Annotated in this window: 9 protein-coding genes; 6 read left to right on the top strand and 3 right to left on the bottom strand. The window is 70.8% G+C overall.

What is annotated here, in order from left to right; translation table 11 throughout:
- Nucleotide 1: 1 nt before the first annotated feature.
- Entirely contained in the window at nt 2-7,192 is a 7,191-nt protein-coding gene (locus tag ACIQD6_RS35265; RefSeq protein ID WP_401890883.1) for an SDR family NAD(P)-dependent oxidoreductase, read from the bottom strand.
- A gap of 812 nt (nt 7,193-8,004) precedes the next feature.
- Between ACIQD6_RS35265 and ACIQD6_RS35260 the strand changes: the two genes are divergently transcribed.
- The 3 genes from ACIQD6_RS35260 to ACIQD6_RS35250 all read left to right on the top strand — a co-directional run bounded on the left by ACIQD6_RS35260 (nt 8,005) and on the right by ACIQD6_RS35250 (nt 11,065).
- Entirely contained in the window at nt 8,005-8,991 is a 987-nt protein-coding gene (locus ACIQD6_RS35260; RefSeq protein ID WP_401890882.1) for a glycosyltransferase family 2 protein, read from the top strand.
- Nucleotides 8,992-9,083: 92 nt separating this feature from the next.
- Nucleotides 9,084-10,637, top strand: coding sequence for a DUF6056 family protein (locus ACIQD6_RS35255; RefSeq protein ID WP_401890879.1), 1,554 nt, complete (start codon nt 9,084-9,086; stop codon nt 10,635-10,637).
- A gap of 50 nt (nt 10,638-10,687) precedes the next feature.
- Nucleotides 10,688-11,065 (top strand): hypothetical protein, encoded by a 378-nt coding sequence (locus tag ACIQD6_RS35250; RefSeq protein ID WP_401890877.1) that lies wholly within the window; start codon nt 10,688-10,690, stop codon nt 11,063-11,065.
- Nucleotides 11,066-11,185: 120 nt separating this feature from the next.
- Here the strand turns inward: ACIQD6_RS35250 and ACIQD6_RS35245 are convergent, their stop codons facing one another.
- Together ACIQD6_RS35245 and ACIQD6_RS35240 are read right to left on the bottom strand one after the other, a co-directional pair.
- Nucleotides 11,186-12,739 (bottom strand): DEAD/DEAH box helicase, encoded by a 1,554-nt coding sequence (locus tag ACIQD6_RS35245; RefSeq protein WP_401890874.1) that lies wholly within the window; start codon nt 12,737-12,739, stop codon nt 11,186-11,188.
- A gap of 175 nt (nt 12,740-12,914) precedes the next feature.
- Complete coding sequence (locus ACIQD6_RS35240) at nt 12,915-13,118, bottom strand: cold-shock protein (RefSeq protein ID WP_069779708.1); 204 nt, start codon at nt 13,116-13,118, stop codon at nt 12,915-12,917.
- A gap of 484 nt (nt 13,119-13,602) precedes the next feature.
- Here ACIQD6_RS35240 and ACIQD6_RS35235 point away from each other — a divergent pair, with 484 nt between their 5' ends.
- The 3 genes from ACIQD6_RS35235 to ACIQD6_RS35225 all read left to right on the top strand — a co-directional run bounded on the left by ACIQD6_RS35235 (nt 13,603) and on the right by ACIQD6_RS35225 (nt 16,818).
- Entirely contained in the window at nt 13,603-14,238 is a 636-nt protein-coding gene (locus ACIQD6_RS35235; protein WP_401890928.1) for a DUF6629 family protein, read from the top strand.
- A 180-nt stretch (nt 14,239-14,418) separates the two neighbouring features.
- A complete protein-coding gene (locus tag ACIQD6_RS35230; RefSeq protein ID WP_401890870.1) occupies nt 14,419-14,826 on the top strand; it encodes a hypothetical protein in 408 nt (135 codons plus the stop codon).
- A gap of 81 nt (nt 14,827-14,907) precedes the next feature.
- The gene (locus ACIQD6_RS35225) at nt 14,908-16,818 is read left to right on the top strand and encodes a glycoside hydrolase family 15 protein (protein ID WP_401890867.1); all 1,911 of its coding nucleotides are present in this window, start codon (nt 14,908-14,910) and stop codon (nt 16,816-16,818) included.
- Nucleotides 16,819-16,970 lie beyond the last annotated feature (152 nt).

The following is a 16,970-nucleotide window of genomic DNA, read 5'->3' as shown; positions in this document are numbered from 1 at the left end:
ATCACCAGCCCGACGCGGTGTAGACCGTCGCGTGCACCGAGGGTGCGCCCCAGGCGAGTTCGCGCAGCAGGCTCAGCGGCCCCTCGTCGGGGTCGATCAGCTTGATTCCACGGGCCGCGTACGAGCGCATCAGCTCGGGCGTCACCATGCCGCCGTTGGTCTCCGCCGCCGCCCACGGCCCCCAGTGCACGGTGAGGCCCCGGCGCTCCTCGGTGGACCAGCGCCGTCCCAGCTCTTCCAGCGCGTCGTTGGCGGCGGCGTAGTCGGACTGGCCCCGGTTTCCCAGCGCGGCGGCGATGCTGCCGAACAGGACGGCGAAGCGGGGTCCGTCGGGCAGCGCGTCGACCGCGTCGAGCACCACCCGCGCGCCGCCCACCTTGGTGGTGAAGACCCGGCGGAACGAGTCGACCGGCTTTTCGGCGATCAGCTTGTCCTCGATGACTCCGGCCGCGTAGACGACACCGTCGAGCCTGCCGTGCTCCGCGTGGATGTCCTTCACCGTGGCCCGTACCGCCTCCGCGTCGAGCACGTCGACGCAGTGGTAACGCACCTCGCTGCCGAGCGCCCGCAGCCCGTCGACCGTGCCGCGCACCTCGCGTTCCGTCAGCACGGCGGACACCTTTCGCTCGACCTCGGCGGGCGAGGTGAGCCCGGCGGCGAGGAAAGCGGCTCGCAGCCCGCCCCGGTCCACGGCCCCGGCGGTCGCCGGGTCCTCCGTCCCGGCGGGTACCGGCGTACGGCCCATCAGTTCGATCCGGCACCGGCTGACGGCCGCGATCGTACGGGCGAACCGCGCCGTGATCCCACGGGCGCCGCCGACCAGCAGGACGACCGCGTCGCGGTCGAGTCCGGCGGCCTCGGCCTCCGCGACGCCGTCACCCGCCGGTCCGGCGCCGGTGGCGGCCAGCGGGCCCAGGTCGGTGGGGGTCAGCCGCAGCGCGCGCCGGGCGCCCCCCTCGGTGAGGACGACGGGCTCGCGGTCGGTGGCGGCGAGTTCGGTGACGAGTGCCCCGGCCACCTCCTCCGGGCCGGCGTCCGCCCCGACCTCGACCAGGGTCGCGGTGAGGTCCGGGTACTCACGGGCGACGCTGCGGAAGAAGCCGCGCAGTCCGCTGGCGGCGCCTTCGGTCCTGCGCTCGACGGCGAGCAGCCGGCGGGGAGCGCCGGCCAGCACGGCCTGGAACAGCGGGAACGCTTCGGGCAGGGGCGAGTCGGCGGCGTCGAGGGCGTCCAGGTGAATCACCGCGTCGGCGGTGGTTCCCGTCTCCGGCAGCGCTCCGGCCGGTACGAGTTCGGGCTTGGCACCGGCGGCGCGCAGCCGCTCGGCCAGGACCGGGGCCAGTTCGCCGCCGCCCAGCAGCAGGACCGTACTGCCGCTCTCGACGGTGCCGGTCACCTCGGGCAGGTCGGCCTCGGTGAACTCCAGCCGCTGCGGGGCCACGATCTCGGCCTCGGGCCCACTGGTCGCGGGGGCCGCGGGGCTTCCCGGGGGGACATCCGCCGGGCCGGTGCTCGCCCCGGGTGCGGCCGGGCCGCCGAGCCGGGTGAGGAGCAGTGTGGCGATGCTCGAAGCGGTACGAGCGGCGCTCAGCCCGTCCAGATCCGCACCGGCGTCCATCGACAGGCCCAGGCGAACCGCGAGTTCACCCGCGATCTCCGTCCGCTTGATCGAATCCACACTCAGATCCGCCTCCAGATCCAGATCCGGCTCGATCATGTCCACCGGATAACCCGTACGCTCCGCCACCACCCCCAACACCGACGCCAGAACCGACTCACGATCCGGCGCGGAACTCACCGGAGCCGCCACAGCCGCGACCGGAGCCGGTGTGGCCCGCTCGCCGAACGCGGTGACGAGCAGTGTGGCGATGCCCGAGGCGGTACGTGCCGCGCTCAGGCCGTCCAGATCCGCACCGGAATCCATCGACAGGCCCAGGCGAACCGCGAGTTCACCCGCGATCTCCGTCCGCTTGATCGAATCCACACTCAGATCCGCCTCCAGATCCAGATCCGGCTCGATCATGTCCACCGGATAACCCGTACGCTCCGCCACCACCCCCAACACCGACGCCAGAACCGACTCACGGTCCAGCGCGGGACTCACCGGAGCCGCCACGGGCGAGGCCGGAGCAGTGGGTACGGCGAGAGCCGTACCCGGGGCGGGCTCGGAGTACGCGGCGGGAAGGGCCAGGGGAGCGGCGGCCTGGGCGAAGGGCGCGAGGGGCTGCCCGGCCGGGGCCGCCACGGGGCCACCCAGGTAGCTGAGCATCACATCGCGCTGCGCCGCGACCAAGTCCCTGCTGGTGCGCAGGAATTCGGCGACGAGTGCGTCCGGGCCGGACACCGGCGCACCGTGGGGGGTGTGGTTCTCCGGCACGATCAGCTCCGTAACGGTTCGGGCGGGGTGCAGGGCGTTGGGGGGAATGGTTCCGTCGGCGCGCCGGAGGAGCTGGCCGTCCACGGTCCAGCCGGCGGGCCGGTCGGGGGTCGTGGTCTCCGGGTCCACCGCGTCGCGGCCCTGGAAGAGCCGGCCGGTGCGGACGTCGACGCCGCTGACGGCGAGTCGGGCCAGTGCGGTGAGGAGGCCGGGCAGTCCGGCTCCGCGGCCGCCGTCCAGGGGGATCGCGTGGTGCGGGCGGTCACCGAGGACGGCGGAGACCAGCCCGGTCAGTACGCGGCCGGGCCCCACTTCGGCGAAGACCCGGGCGCCCGCCGCGTACATGGCCTCGATCTGTTCGGCGAACCGTACCGGCGCGCCGATCTGCTCGGCGAGTCCGGCCCGTACCGCCGCCGGATCCGCCGGGTACGACGCGGCCGTGCGGTTGGCCCAGACGTCGAAGCCCGGCTCGTACACGGTCATGCTGTCCAGCCGCTCGGCGAACGCGTCGCCCGCGCCTGCCAGCATCGGACTGTGGAAGGCGCAGGCCACCTGGAGCTGCTTGGCCGGGTAACCGGCGTCCCGCAGGCGTGCCACGGCGGCGGTCATCGGTTCCGTCGGTCCGGAGATGACGGTCTGCTGGGGCGAGTTGCGGTTGGCGGCGACGACGTCCTCGGCGAGCCCGGCCTGCCGCAGGACCTCCTCGACCTGCTCGGGCGTGGCGGTGACGGCGGCCATCGTGCCGGCGTCGCGCCCCTCCACCTGGGCCAGGATGGCTTCGGCTCGGGCGGCGCTGGCGCTGAGGACGTCACCCGGCGCGAGCGCGCCGGCCACACCGAGCGCGACGAGTTCGCCGTAGCTGTGTCCTGCCGCCATGGCCGGCCGGACGCCCAGTGTGGCGAGCAGCTCCGCCGAGGCGAGTTCGACCACGCCGAGTGCGGGCTGGGCGACGGCCGTGTCGGTGATGCGGGCCAGTTGGCCGGCCTTCCCCTGCTCGTCGAAGGCGGCCGGAGGGTAGAGCGCGTCCGCCCAGCGCGCGCCGAGCTGGAGGTAGCGCTGCAACTCGGGGAAGGTGACGAAGAGTTCGGCGAGCATGCCCGGGCGCTGGCTGCCCTGTCCGGGGAAGAGGAAGGCCAGTTCGCCGGTGCCCGTGTCCTCGGTGATGCCCGTGTCGTCGCCGGTGCCCGTTTCCTCGGCGGTCGCGGCGTGGATGCCGCTCACCGGGTCGTGCTCTCCGTCGGCCGCCCGGCGCAGCAGTTCCGGCAGCCCGGCGAGGCTGTCCGCGACCACGGCGATCCGTACCCGTTCACCCCGGACGGCCGCCTGGTCACTGCGGCGGGACGTGTGAGCCGCGTAGTCCCGCAACCTCCACTGCCCGCCGCGCTGTACGAGGTCCAGCAGGGCGCGCGCGGCCCGCCGGGCCGCCTCGGCGTCCCGGCCCCGGAAGGTGAAGAGCTCGGCCGGCCACGCGTCCAGTGTGTGCGCGGGCGGCGGCTGGTCGTAGGCGCGCAGGACCACATGGAAGTTCGTGCCGCCGAAGCCGAAGGCGCTCACGCCGGCGACACGGTCCGCGGGCTCGGCGGCCCACGGCCGGGCGGCGGTGTGGAAGGCGAAGGGGCTGCTCTCGCCGTCCCAGGCCGAGTTGGGCTGCCGCAGGTGCAGGGTGGGCGGTTTCACCCCGTGGTACAGCGCCAGGGTGGTCTTGATCAGTCCGGCCAGTCCCGCCGCGCACTTGGTGTGGCCGATCTGGGACTTCACCGAGCCGACCGCACAACTGCCGGGCCGGGCCCCGGATTCGGTGAACACCTCGGTCAGAGTGGCCAGTTCGGTACGGTCGCCGACGACCGTGCCGGTGCCGTGCGCCTCGATCAGACCCACGTCGGCGGGGGAGATCCCGGCGTTGCGGTAGGCGCGGGTGAGCGCGGCGCGCTGTCCGGCCGGCCGGGGCGCGGTCAGCCCCAGGGCGCGGCCGTCGCTCGCGCTGCCGACGCCGTCGATGACGGCGTAGATCCGGTCCCCGTCGCGCTCGGCGTCGGTCAGCCGCTTGAGGACCACGCAGGCCACGCCCTCGCCGAGCGCGATGCCGTCGGCGTCGCCGTCGAAGGTGGCGGAGCGGCCCGTCGGGGACAGCGCGTGCACGGACGAGAACAGCAGATAGTCGTTGATGCCGTTGTGCAGGTCGGCGCCGCCGCACAGCACCAGGTCACTGGTGCCGGTGACCAGTTCCTTGCAGGCCACGTCCACGGCGGTGAGCGAGGACGCGCAGGCGGCGTCGACGGTGTAGTTGGCGCCTCCGAGGTCGAGCCGGTTGGCGATCCGCCCGGCGATGACGTTGGCGAGCATCCCGGGGAAGGAGTCCTCGGTCAGCCGGGGCAGCTGCTCGTCGAGCGCGGGCGGGATGGTGCCGAGGTAGCCGGGGAGCACCGTGCGCAGGGTGGTCGCGTTGGACAGGTCGCTGCCCGCTTCCGCGCCGAACACCACGGAGGTACGGGCGTGGTCCGTGCCCGCCCCCTCGTAGCCCGCGTCGGACAGCGCGCGCCGCGCGGCCTCCAGTGCGAGCAGTTGTACCGGTTCGACGGCGGCCAGCGAGGCCGGCGGTATGCCGTAGCGCAGCGGGTCGAAGGGGATCTCGGGCAGGAAGCCTCCCCAGCGCGACGGGGTGCGTTCGCCGTCGCCGTCCGGCGCGTAGTACCGCTCCGGGTCCCAGCGGTGGGCCGGGACCTCGGTCACGCAGTCCTTGCCCGCGACGATGTTGGCCCAGAACTCGGCCACGTCCGGCGCGCCGGGGAACATGCCCGCCATGCCCACCACGGCGACGCGCAGCGGCTCGGGGGCGGTTTCCTCAGTGTCGGTGGTGGTGTCGAGGCCCAGTTCGCCGCGGAGTTCGGCGGCCCGGGTGCGCAGCCATCCGGCGGCGCCGTCGGCGACGGACGTGTGGAGCGCGGCGACGGTGGTGCGGGAGTCGCGCAGCACGCAGACCTCTCCCGCCATGAACATGCCTTCGTCTGCCTGACGCTCCTCGTCGACCGGCCGCAGTTCGTCGCCGACCCGTTCGATCCCCTTGCTGGCGAGGCGCAGCCGGCCGACGTTGAACTTCTCCAGGTGTTCCCAGATCTCGCGGTCGGGCACGCCCTGTGCGCGCAGTTGGTCCTTGAGACCGGCGAAGTCCTCGGTGATGGCGCTGTGCGCGCAGCGGGTGGCGTGGCCCGGCGCGGTCTCCAGCAGATCGGTCCGCTCCGCGTCGACGATCCGCCGCTGGAAGAGCGGTTGGATGGCGCCCGCGTCGACCGCTTCCTCGGTGAAGAGGTACGCGGTGCCCATCAGCACTCCGAAGCCGGCTCCGGCGCGGGTCAGCGGGGCGGCGAGGGCCGCGGCCATCGCCGCCGAGCGTTCGTCGTGGATGCCGCCCGCGAACAGCACCGTCAGTCCGGCGGCCGCCTCCGCGCCGGCCTCCGCGATGAAGTCGAGCAGGATGTCGGTCTGGGCCTCCCAGAGCGGGAAGCTGTTGCGCGGCCCCACGTGGCCGCCGCACTCGGCGCCCTCGAAGATGAATTTCCTCGCGCCGGCCGCGAGGAACTGCCGTAGCAGCCCCGGCGAGGGGACGTGCAGGAAGGTGGTGATGCCTTCCGCCTCCAGGGCCGCGGCCTGGGCCGGCCTGCCGCCCGCGATGATCGCGTGGGTCGGCCTCAGCTCCCGTACGACCTCCAGTTGGGCGGCCTTGATCTCCTCGTCGGCGAAGCCGAGCACACCGACGCCCCACGGGGCGTCCCCGAGGGCGTCGCGTGTGCGCTCCAGCATCGTCCGGGTACGGTCCGCGCTCGCGAGGGCCAGCGCGAGGAACGGCAGCCCGCCCCCGGCCGCGACGGCCGCGGCGAAGTCGGGCTCGTCGCTGACCCGGGTCATCGGCCCCTGGGCGATCGGCAGCCGTGTGCCCAGCGCCTGGGCTCCCGCCGATCCGGCGGCCAGCGCGGCGGCGGGTGCGTCGTCCTCGACCGCGGCGGCGATCGCCGCGCGGATGCCCCGTACCGCTTCCCCCACCGTGGCCCAGCGGCGGGCGAAGGAAGCGGCGAGGAAGACATCCTGGCCGACGGGGAGGAACTGCGTCCGGAGATCGCCGCCGCCGATCCTGGCCGCGAACTCCCCTGCGTCGTCCGGGAGTTCGGGTGTACCTGGGCCACGCCGGCGGAGTACCCGTATCCCGTGGTGCAGCACGGTCTCGGAGCCGTCGAGGCCGGTCAGCGCTCCGGCGATCTCCGTCGGCAGCCCCGCGTCGTCGTACAGCGCGAGCTGGGTGTCGAGCACCACGCCCGCCGCCCCTCCGGCGACAGCGGCGGCGGCGGTGTGCGGCCCGATGCCCCCGCAGGCCCAGACCGGCAGTGTGACGGAGGGATTGGCCAGCACCTGCTGGAGCAGGACGAAGGTGCTCAGCTCACCGGCCCGGCCCCCGCTCTCGGCGCCACGGACGATCAGTCCGGCGGCTCCCGTTCCGGAGGCGTGGAGCGCGCCCGCCAGGTCGGTCGCTTCCACCAGAACCCGACGGCCGGCGAACTCCTCGGGCGACCGCCCGGGGTCCGCGAGCAGGACCGTGTCCACGAGATCGGGCAGGTCGGCGACGGTGACGGTGCAGCCGGAACGTATCCGCACTCCGAACGGCAGTGTCGACCAGCGGCAGGTCCGCTCCAGTGTGTCGGCGACACCCCTGGGGTCACCAACGGGCAGTTCAAGCACGCTCAGTGCGCCGGCACGAGCGGCCACGGCTGTCAGACGTGGTGACGAACGGTGCAGCGGATTGACCGCGATGACCGATTTCGGCATGGCGATCCCAAGGGGCTCGCCGGATCCCGGCATCCGCATTGACGTCTCCCGAATCGAGGGGAAGTTGACTGGTCGGTAGTCAACTGGCTGTGCTCGCTCAGGGTCAACTGGTCACGCTGTGCGACAAGTTACGATCCGCCGATTATCGGTACACATTCCGTAGCAGGCGATATTCAATGAGCGGGCAGTAAACGGACCTTTTCCAGGGCCGACATCCCGGCATCACGCGCGGGATATCGCTCCGACATGCCCGTGAAATGCGAAGTCTTCCCCTGAGGCAAGGACTGTGCTCAAGGTCACAGCAACCATGAGGCCCCATGAGAGCGTCCGCCCGAAGCGCCTACACGGCGTGACACACACCGGTGCACCCCGTGCCACGGAAACACTCGCACGTACACCCGCATGCCAGACGTACCCACCCAGACCAACGGCAACATGACCTGACCACCCATCGGACAGCTGTCGGACCGTTACCGGACAAACCACCATGTGGCCCCGAAGGTACGTTCCAGCCGCCTCCACGCCATGCCGCCGCGACACTTGAGCGGAAGATCGATAAATCCTATGGTTGCCACGGCATCGGATACACGGCGCGAAACCGGAGGAAGAAGAGTGAGGAATAATCCATCACCCCTCTTTCCACGGACCCGCACTCCATCGGCGCCGATACACGCCCGGTGAATCCGAAGGCACTTCGAAGGAACGCCCGCCCCATTCCGTGACACATCCGGATCACGGTGCGAGCGACGCCGGACAACACCCCTCACCTGCTGGGAATGTCAACTGTCACGGGCACGTGGAGCGAGATGACCATGCTTCAGGTTTCAGTCGTCGTACCGTGTTTCAACGAGACCGAGGTGATCGATGCCTTTCACGCCTCGCTGATCACCGCCCTCGAACCGACCGGGCAGACTTTTGAGATCTGCTACGTGGACGACGGCAGCCGCGACCGGACCCGGTGGCAATTGCGGGAGCTCACCCGATCGGACCCACGGGTCCGTTACACCTCCTTCAGCCGCAATTTCGGCAAGGAGGCCGCCATGCTCGCCGGACTGCGGATGTCCCGGGGCCAGGCGGTGGTTCTCATGGACGCCGACCTCCAGCACCCGCCCGAATTGGTCCCCCGCATGCTGGAATTGCACCGGCACGGCTACGACCAGGTCGTGGCACAGCGCGACCGCACGGGCGAGGGCGTCCTGCGCACCGCGCTGAGCAGGATCTATTACCGGCTGGTGCGTCGCTGCATGGACGTGGAAGTGGTCGACGGGGCAGGAGATTTCAGACTGCTGTCGCGCCACGCGGTGGACAGTGTGCTGTCGCTGCCGGAGAGCAACAGATTCTCCAAGGGAATCTTTTCCTGGATCGGATTCGACACGGCCGGCTTCACCTACCGCAATGTCCGACGCGCGGCCGGACATTCCAAATGGGGCGGCCGGAATCTGCTCAACTACGGTATCGACGGGCTGCTCTCCTTCAACAGCCGTCCGCTGCGCCTGGCGATCCACACCGGCCTGTGGCTCTTCCTCTCCGCGCTCGCCTATGCCCTGTGGATCATCACGAACGTCGCACTGAACGGTGTCGACGCACCGGGCTACACCAGTCTGATGACCGGCATCGTGGGGTTGAGCGGAATCCAGCTCGCCACACTCGGCATCATCGGGGAATACGTGGGCCGGATCTATCACGAGACAAAACACCGGCCGCACTATGTCGTCCGCGAAACAGACGCGTCTCCCGGCCCGTTGCCGTCCGGCGGCCCGTCGGCGTCATCCGTCGGGCAAGCGCGTTCGGAGTCATGAGGTCCCCCGATTTCCGCGACGTTCCCACCGGTTCACGGAGCTCACCGAACTCACCGGACCACCCCGAAACAGACGGAAAGGCAGTGGCGCACATGACCGTGGGCACATCCAGCGTCACCGCCGCCGGGGCGCCGCACGAGAGATCCCGGCCCGGAGGCGGGAACAGCCGTGCCGGAAGGGCGCGTTCATGGGCGGCCTTCTGGGTGCTGGGGCTCGCACTGCTGCCCCTCGGGCTCCTCGGCCGCGCCACATGGCTCGGCCGCCATGTCCGCCCCGGCGCGGACGAGTGGTGTTTTCTGCCCAGTGTGCGTGACCACGGCGTCTCCGGTCTGGTCGGACGGTTCTACTTCTCCGACAACGGCCGCCTCGGCAATGGTCTGCTGGTCGGGCTGTACGCGAAGTCCGGGGTCGCCGGCCATCAGTGGTTCGGGCTGGTCAGCGGCGCCCTGATACTGGGTTTGCTGTGGTCCGTGACCGTCCTGTTCCTGCACCTGGCCGGGCGGACGGCACCGCACGGATTCCCGCTGCTCGTCGCGTCCCTGATGACAGCGGTGTTCCTCCTCGCGACGCCCAACACCTACAAGACGTTCTACTGGCCCGCCTCATCCGTCTCGCACACGGTGGCCCCCGTCCTGGCCTGCGCCTGCGCGCTCCCCCTGCGGTGGGCCCGCTCGCGCGGCGGCAGGACGGCCGCGCTCGGAGCCGCACTCGTCACGGGCTGCTTCATCGGCACACTCTCGGAGGAGACCTCGGTCGTCTCATTGGTGGTGCTCGCCGCGGTGGTTCTCCTCAGCGGCACCACCCTCACCGCGCCCGTACGGGCCTACGCGCGCGCCTGGTGTCTGACCGGCATGGCCGGGATCACGCTCGGGACGCTTGTCCTGCTCACATCCCCGGGATCGCTCAACCGGCGTGCGCGGTACGGCGCGGGCACCACCTCCATGTTCGCCCCCGAGTCACTGGCGCGATCCCTGCGAGCGTTCACGGAGATCCTGGGGACTGTCGTCCCGACTTGGCAGTACGCCGGTGTGTTCGCGGCCGGATGGCTGTTGGGACTGCTGGGACCGCCGACCCGGGGCGGGAACCGGGCCGGCCGGGACCGGGAGCAGGGCCAGGGCCTCGGGGCTGCACCGCTCCTGCTGCCGTGCCGGCCGCTCCTCCTGAGCTCCGTCGGTGTCCTCACGTTCCTCGTCTCCGGCTACCTCTGCACCGTCATCACCTACCCCCTCTTCGGTGCCGGGGTGGTGAAGGCGTCACGGACGTGGAACGACTACCTCCTGCTGTACGTCCTGTTGCTCACCGGCGCCGGAGCCCTTCTGGGCCGCGCGGTACGACGCCACGCGTGGCGTACGCGCCTGGTCACGGCGTCCGGGGTGGTGGTGTGCGTGGCCGCGTGCGCCGGACTGGCCGTCCCTCTCGACCACTTGGGCCACGACATGCGCGTACGGGCCGAGCAGTGGGACCACCAGGACCGGTGGCTGCGCACCCGGGCGGCCCACGGCGCTCGGGTACTCCCGTACAAACCGCTTCCGGTAGGCGGAATGGCAGAGCCCTTCCTCGGCGGCGGACACCGGACCTGGCCGGCCGCGTGCGTCGCCGACTACTACCACCTGACGCGGATCACGCGCGCGAAACAACTTCCCTGACCCGGCCGGCCCGGCCCCGATGCCCCGGCCGCGTAGTAGAGTCGGCGCTCATGTCGAAGCCTGATCATCTGCTTGTTGACATCGCCACCACGGTGGAGTCCGAGCAAAGCAATCAGATGTCTCTCACCGTGGTCGTCCAAGGTGCCGTCATCACGGGACGGCTGGCTCCCGAAGTGGTCTGGAGGGAGAGAGTGGCCGAGGTGCTGGCGGACTCGGCGCGTCTGGGCCCGTTCGCCGCCATCTTCACATCGGCCCGTGCCGGCGCCCGCTCGGGGCAGCGGGACGAACCGCCCACCCATCTGCACTTCCACGTCGCGCGCATCCTCCAGGGCAGTGTGGGCATCCCCGAGACCGGTGGGATGTACCGCATCGCCATCAAGGACGTGAGTGCCTGGACGGTAGGAGACTTCAGCTACTCCGACGGCTGAGACCGTCCGTTTCCCCGTCGATCCCCTCCATGAGCAAGTCCGAAGAGCCCCGGTACCGACTGGTACCGGGGCTCTTCGGTGGTTCACGGTGCGGTCCGGGAGACCGGATCGCGCCGGTGCCTATGCGGCGTTGCCGCGCGGGGACTGGGCCGGCGAGGTGCCCGTACGTCCCCTGGACGGCGCGGAGGAGCGGCGGCCCTGGCTACCGGAACGGCCGCCACGGCCACGCGACGAGGAGGAACCGCGCTTGGGCCGCTCGGCGGCCGGCACACTCACGGTGACAGGGACACCCGAGGGCGCCTGAGCACCGGTGATCCGGTTCAACTCGGCCTCGCCGGAGCGGACCTGGGTGGTCTGCGGGGTGATCCCGGCGTCCGCCATCAGGCGGCTCATCTCGCGGCGCTGGTTGGGCAGGACCAGGGTGACGACGCTGCCGGACTCGCCCGCGCGGGCGGTACGGCCGCCCCGGTGCAGGTAGTCCTTGTGGTCGCTCGGCGGGTCGACGTTGACGACGAGGTCGAGGTTGTCGACATGGATGCCACGTGCCGCGACGTTGGTGGCCACCAGCACCGTGACATGGCCGTTCTTGAACTGGGTCAATGTACGGGTGCGCTGGGGCTGGGACTTGCCGCCGTGCAGCGCGGCAGCCCGTACACCGCTGTTCAGCAGGTGCTCGGTCAGCCGGTCCACGGCGTGCTTGGTGTCCAGGAACATCAGCACCCGCCCGTCACGGGCCGCGATCTCGGTCGTGGTCGCGTACTTGTCCGCGCCGTGCACATGGAGGACGTGGTGCTCCATCGTGGTGACCGCCCCCGCGGACGGGTCGACCGAGTGGACCACCGGGTCGTGCAGGTAACGCCGCACCAGGAGGTCGACGTTACGGTCCAGGGTCGCCGAGAACAGCAGCCGCTGCCCGTCGGTGCGCACCTGGTCGAGCAGTTCGGTGACCTGGGGCATGAAGCCCATGTCGGCCATCTGGTCGGCCTCGTCCAGCACGGTGATGGCCACCTGGTCCAGGCGGCAGTCACCACGCTCGATCAGGTCCTTGAGGCGCCCCGGCGTGGCGACGACGATCTCGGCTCCGCCACGCAGCGCGCTGGCCTGCCGCCCGATCGACATGCCCCCGACGACCGTCGCCAGCCGCAGCTTCAGCGAACGGGCGTACGGCGTGAGCGCGTCGGTGACCTGCTGCGCCAACTCCCGTGTCGGGACGAGGACCAGGGCCAGCGGCTGGCGGGGCTGGGCGCGCTGCCCGGCGGTACGGACGAGCATGGCCAGGCCGAAAGCGAGGGTCTTGCCCGAGCCCGTACGCCCGCGGCCCAGGACGTCACGTCCGGCCAGCGAGTTCGGCAGCGTGGCCGCCTGGATCGGGAAGGGCTCGTTCACGCCGAGGCCGGTGAGAACGTCCAACAGCTCGGCCGGCAGGTCCAGTTCGGCGAACGACGCCACCGCGGGCAGGGCGGGGGTGATCGTGACCGGGAGAGCGAATTCCTTCGGCGCCGCCGACCGGCGCCCGTAGCCGCCGGAACGGCCGGGGGCTCCCGAACGGCCCTGCGAACCCGACCGGTTCGGAGCCTGCGAACCGAATCGGCCGCCCCTGCCGGAGCTGGAACCGGCGGGTCCTCCCGTACGCGTACGGGAGGAGCGGTCGTTCGTGCGTGCGGTGCGGTTCATTGAGAACCTTTCTCGATGCGGCACGTATCGAGAATTCCTGGCAGGAACAACCGCACGAAGAATCGCAAGAACGAGCCGGATTACATACAGAAACGGAGTCACGTCGGCGCGCTCCGCACAAAGCAACGAGCTGGGGCCCGCATGTGCGGGCCCCAGCTGCGTCATTCGACCTGCGTCAGGCGGGAACGATGTTCTCCGCCTGCGGGCCCTTCTGGCCCTGCGTGACGTCGAAGGTGACCTTCTGGCCTTCCTGGAGCTCACGGAAGCCCTGGGTCGCGATGTTCGAGTAGTGAGCGAAGACGTCGGCGCCGCCGCCGTCCTGCTCGATGAAACCGAAGCCCTTTTCGGCGTTGAACCACTTCACGGTGCCACTGGCCATGTCTGAATCTCCTTCGGGGCATTGCCCGGGGGCCCGCACTGTGCGAACCCCGCATCGCCGCGATGATTACCCCGTCCGGAAAACAACACCGGAAATACAAAAGCGCACCCACCAGCACATTGAGCCGGTAAGAGCACTTGAAGTCTTTGGGAACCACAAACGCAACTGAGATCAACAGTAGCACGGTGCAAGCGGGCGGGTACGGCAGGTGTTATCGCTCCACCTGTCACGACATAAATCCTCACCGCACATCGGGTTGAATCCTGTAGCGACGACCGTAGATATTCAGGAACCGGCGGAAACGTTAACCTCCCAGGAGAGGCATATCTGTGACCGGCGGACCAGATTTCCGCGCACTGGAGCCGGAGGTTCACACGGAGGTTCCACGGCTGATTCGGACACCGCATCCGGGCACCGGTCGCGGACGGCGCACGATACGCGTTATCTGATGGTCCATCGCTGTTCGATGCTTCTGGGTGGCTTCATGTGCTGGAGCGCGACCGCCGACCTCGTGGCGGGCGCCGGTATCGCCACGATCGGCGTGGTCTGCGTCGCGCGGGTGCGCCGGGCCCGCGACCTGCCGCTCGCCGCGCTGCCGCTGCTCCTCGGCGCCCATCAGATCGTCGAGTCGGTCGTGTGGCGCTCCGGCGGCGGCTCGGGCCCGGCCACCCTCGCGTGGGCCGTCATCGCCCTGCCGCTCCCGCCGGTGTGGGTGCCGCTCGGCGTGCTGCTCGCCGCCCCGGCACGGCTCCGGCGCCGGCTGCTGGTCCCGGCGCTCGCCGGGTTCGTCACCGCCGCGGCGCTCGCGTACTGCCTCGCCACCCGGACGGTCACGGCCGATGTCCGGGGCCACACCGTCGGGTACGCCCTCGACGTTCCGTACGCCCCCCTGGTCGTCGTGGGCTACCTTCTCGCCACCATCGGCTCCCTGCTGCTGGGCGGTGATCCGGCGGTACGGCTGCTGGGCGTGGTCGTGGCGTGCGGCGCGGTCCTCTGCGCCGCGCTCTGGCGCCTGGAGTTCATCTCGACCTGGTGCGCCCTCGCGGCTCTGGCGTCCGTCCTCATGCTCCTACGGGTACGAGGGCGCGGGGCCGGTCCTGCCCCACCGGCCCCCGAATGACGCATCGGACCTGCTGAGGTTCGACCGCGGACCCTGCGTCGGCCCCATCGCGGATCGTCGCCGCGGCGAGTGAACACGCCGGGGGAATTGCCCGTATCCCTCTGCGTACCCCGTATTTGTTCCGCGGTGCGCGGCCTTCCCCGCCAGGTCCCGCCCGCCCGAGACCCAGAGGACCCGCTCATGAATGACCCCGTCAACGGCCACGGCAACGCCCCGCTCCACGCTCTCCCCGGCGGGGAGGCCGAACTCCGTCTGGTGGTGCGGCTGGCGTGGGAGGACGTTGCCGCGCTGGGGCAGGAGGCCAGTCGGCTCGCCGCCCAGATCAAGCGTCCCGTGAGCCTCGACGAAGCCGCGAGCCACCGGCTGCGCACCCGGGCCGCGCACCACGCGAAGCCCGCACAGGACTGGCCGACCACCGCACCGGCCGCCACACCGTCCGCAGCGCTGCCCACCGCCGCGCCGCCCACCGCGGCCTCCACCGTCTCGTCCCTGACGGCCCGGACACCCGGTGAGCACGCGCGGCAGGCGATCGAGAAGATCAACGGCACCGCCGGCGGTGAACCCGGCCACGGGCAGACTTCCGCGTGACGCCCCGCACGGCGTCCCGAAGCCGTACGACGCCCTAGAACCGGCGTGCGGGCGCACGGCCGGTGCGCGAGACTCGACGGGATGAACCACGACGATCAGGAGACGACGTCACGGCCCCAGGGCGAGTGGGGCGAGGAGTATCTGCCGATCGCCGGGCACGGCCTGATCGGGGACCTGCGCACCGCCGCCCTGGTGGGCACCGACGGCCGCATCGACTGGTTCTGTGTGCCCCGCTTCGACTCCCCCAGTGTCTTCGGGGCGCTGCTCGACGCACGCCGGGGCGGCTTCTGGACCATGGAGCCGATGTACGAGAGCGCCACCTGTGACCAGTTCTACTTCCCCGACACCAACATCCTGATCACCCGGATGCTCACCGCCGACGGCATCGTGGAGGTCCAGGACTTCATGCCGATCCGGCGGGAGCGGGACCCCGAGCACCGGCAGCGACTCGTCCGGCGGGTGGTCAACGCACGCGGACGGATGCGGCTGGCGGTGCGGATCGCGCCGCGCATGGACTACGGCCGGGACCGGCACCGGCTGGACCGGACACCCGACGGCGTGCGGTTCACCGGCGAGTCCCTCGCTCTCCTGCTGCGGGCCTCCGTCGGGCTGGACCTCGACGACACCGACGCCTACGCGGAGTTCGACCTGTCCGAGGGCGAGACGGCGCTGTTCGTCCTCGAAACGACCGACGCCTCCGACTGCCCCGGCGCCTCGGACTTCTCGGGCCCCTCGGGCGCCGGTACGGGCACGGTCGACGCGGTGGCCGCCGAGGAGCTCTTCGAAGCCACCGTGGCCTTCTGGCGCCGCTGGCTGAGCCAGTCCATGTACACCGGCCGCTGGCGGGAGATGGTCCACCGCTCGGCGCTGACCCTCAAGATGCTGACCCACGAGCCGACCGGCGCCATCGTCGCCGCGCCCACCCTCGGACTGCCCGAGCAGGTGGGCGGCGCACGCAACTGGGACTACCGGTACGTGTGGATCCGCGATGCCGCCTTCTCGCTGTACGCGCTGCTGCGGCTGGGATTCACCCAGGAGGCCCAGGGGTTCATGGACTGGCTGACCGAGCGCCTGCGCTCGGCGACCGACGGCCGCGAGGGCCCGCTGCGCGTCGTGTACTCCATCGACGGTAACGCCGATCTCCCCGAGGAGACGCTCGATCACCTGGAGGGCTACCGGGGCTCGCGCCCGGTCCGTACCGGGAACAACGCCAGCGGTCAGCGGCAGCTGGACATCTACGGCGAACTGATCGACTCGATCTACCTGTTCAACAAGTACGGCGCGGGTATCTCGCACGAGAGCTGGACGGATCTCTGCGCCATTCTGGACTGGCTGCTGGAGCACTGGGACAGCGTCGACCAGAGCATCTGGGAGACCCGGGCCGGCCGGCAGCACCACACCTATTCGCGGCTCATGTGCTGGGTCGCGGTCGAGCGCATGATCAGGATGGCGCGCCAGCGCGGCCTGCCCGGCGATCTGGGCCGCTGGACCTCCGTCCGCGACCAGATCTACCACCAGATCATGGCGCGTGGCTGGGATCCGCGGGCGCGCACCTTCGTCCAGCGCCTGTCCTCGGACGCCGACGGTCCTCCCGAGAACATCCTGGACGCCTCGCTGCTGCTGATGCCCATGGTCAAGTTCGTCTCGCCGGTGGATCCGCGTTTCCGGTCCACCGTGGACGCCATCGCGGGCCGGCTGGTGGTGGACAGTCTGGTGTTCCGTTACGACCCGGAGCAGGCCCCCGACGGGCTGGACGGCACCGAAGGCACCTTCTCCATCTGCTCGTTCTGGTGGGTGGAGGCGCTCGCCCGTACCGGCGAGGTGGAACAGGCACGGCTGGCGCTGGAGAAGATGTTCACCTACGCCAACCATGTGGGCCTGTACGCGGAGCAGATCGGGCTCACCGGTGAGCACCTGGGCAACTTCCCGCAGGCGTTCACCCATCTCGCCCTGATCAGCTCGGCGATCAACCTCGACCGCGCCATGGGCTGAACCCGCGCCGAATCCGCGGGCTCCCGGCTCCGCCTCCCGGCGGTGCCGACATGCGCGGTGGCACGGCCGGAGGAAGCATGACCACGAGGAACGGATCAGGTGCGTCCCACCCACGAGACACGCGAAGGGAGAGGACCAGAGCATGCCGGCGT

The organism is Streptomyces sp. NPDC088400 (assembly GCF_044753355.1).
In the GTDB taxonomy this organism is placed as follows: domain Bacteria; phylum Actinomycetota; class Actinomycetes; order Streptomycetales; family Streptomycetaceae; genus Streptomyces.
This window is presented reverse-complemented; position numbering and strand designations above follow the sequence as displayed.

Coding starts and splice junctions, on each gene's coding strand:
- ACIQD6_RS35265 (WP_401890883.1), bottom strand. CDS start 7,192: ATGCCGAAATCGGTCATCGCGGTCAATCCGCTGCACCGTTCGTCACCA.
- ACIQD6_RS35235 (WP_401890928.1), top strand. CDS start 13,603: ATGTGCTGGAGCGCGACCGCCGACCTCGTGGCGGGCGCCGGTATCGCC.
- ACIQD6_RS35255 (WP_401890879.1), top strand. CDS start 9,084: ATGACCGTGGGCACATCCAGCGTCACCGCCGCCGGGGCGCCGCACGAG.
- ACIQD6_RS35225 (WP_401890867.1), top strand. CDS start 14,908: ATGAACCACGACGATCAGGAGACGACGTCACGGCCCCAGGGCGAGTGG.
- ACIQD6_RS35260 (WP_401890882.1), top strand. CDS start 8,005: ATGCTTCAGGTTTCAGTCGTCGTACCGTGTTTCAACGAGACCGAGGTG.
- ACIQD6_RS35240 (WP_069779708.1), bottom strand. CDS start 13,118: ATGGCCAGTGGCACCGTGAAGTGGTTCAACGCCGAAAAGGGCTTCGGT.
- ACIQD6_RS35250 (WP_401890877.1), top strand. CDS start 10,688: ATGTCGAAGCCTGATCATCTGCTTGTTGACATCGCCACCACGGTGGAG.
- ACIQD6_RS35245 (WP_401890874.1), bottom strand. CDS start 12,739: ATGAACCGCACCGCACGCACGAACGACCGCTCCTCCCGTACGCGTACG.
- ACIQD6_RS35230 (WP_401890870.1), top strand. CDS start 14,419: ATGAATGACCCCGTCAACGGCCACGGCAACGCCCCGCTCCACGCTCTC.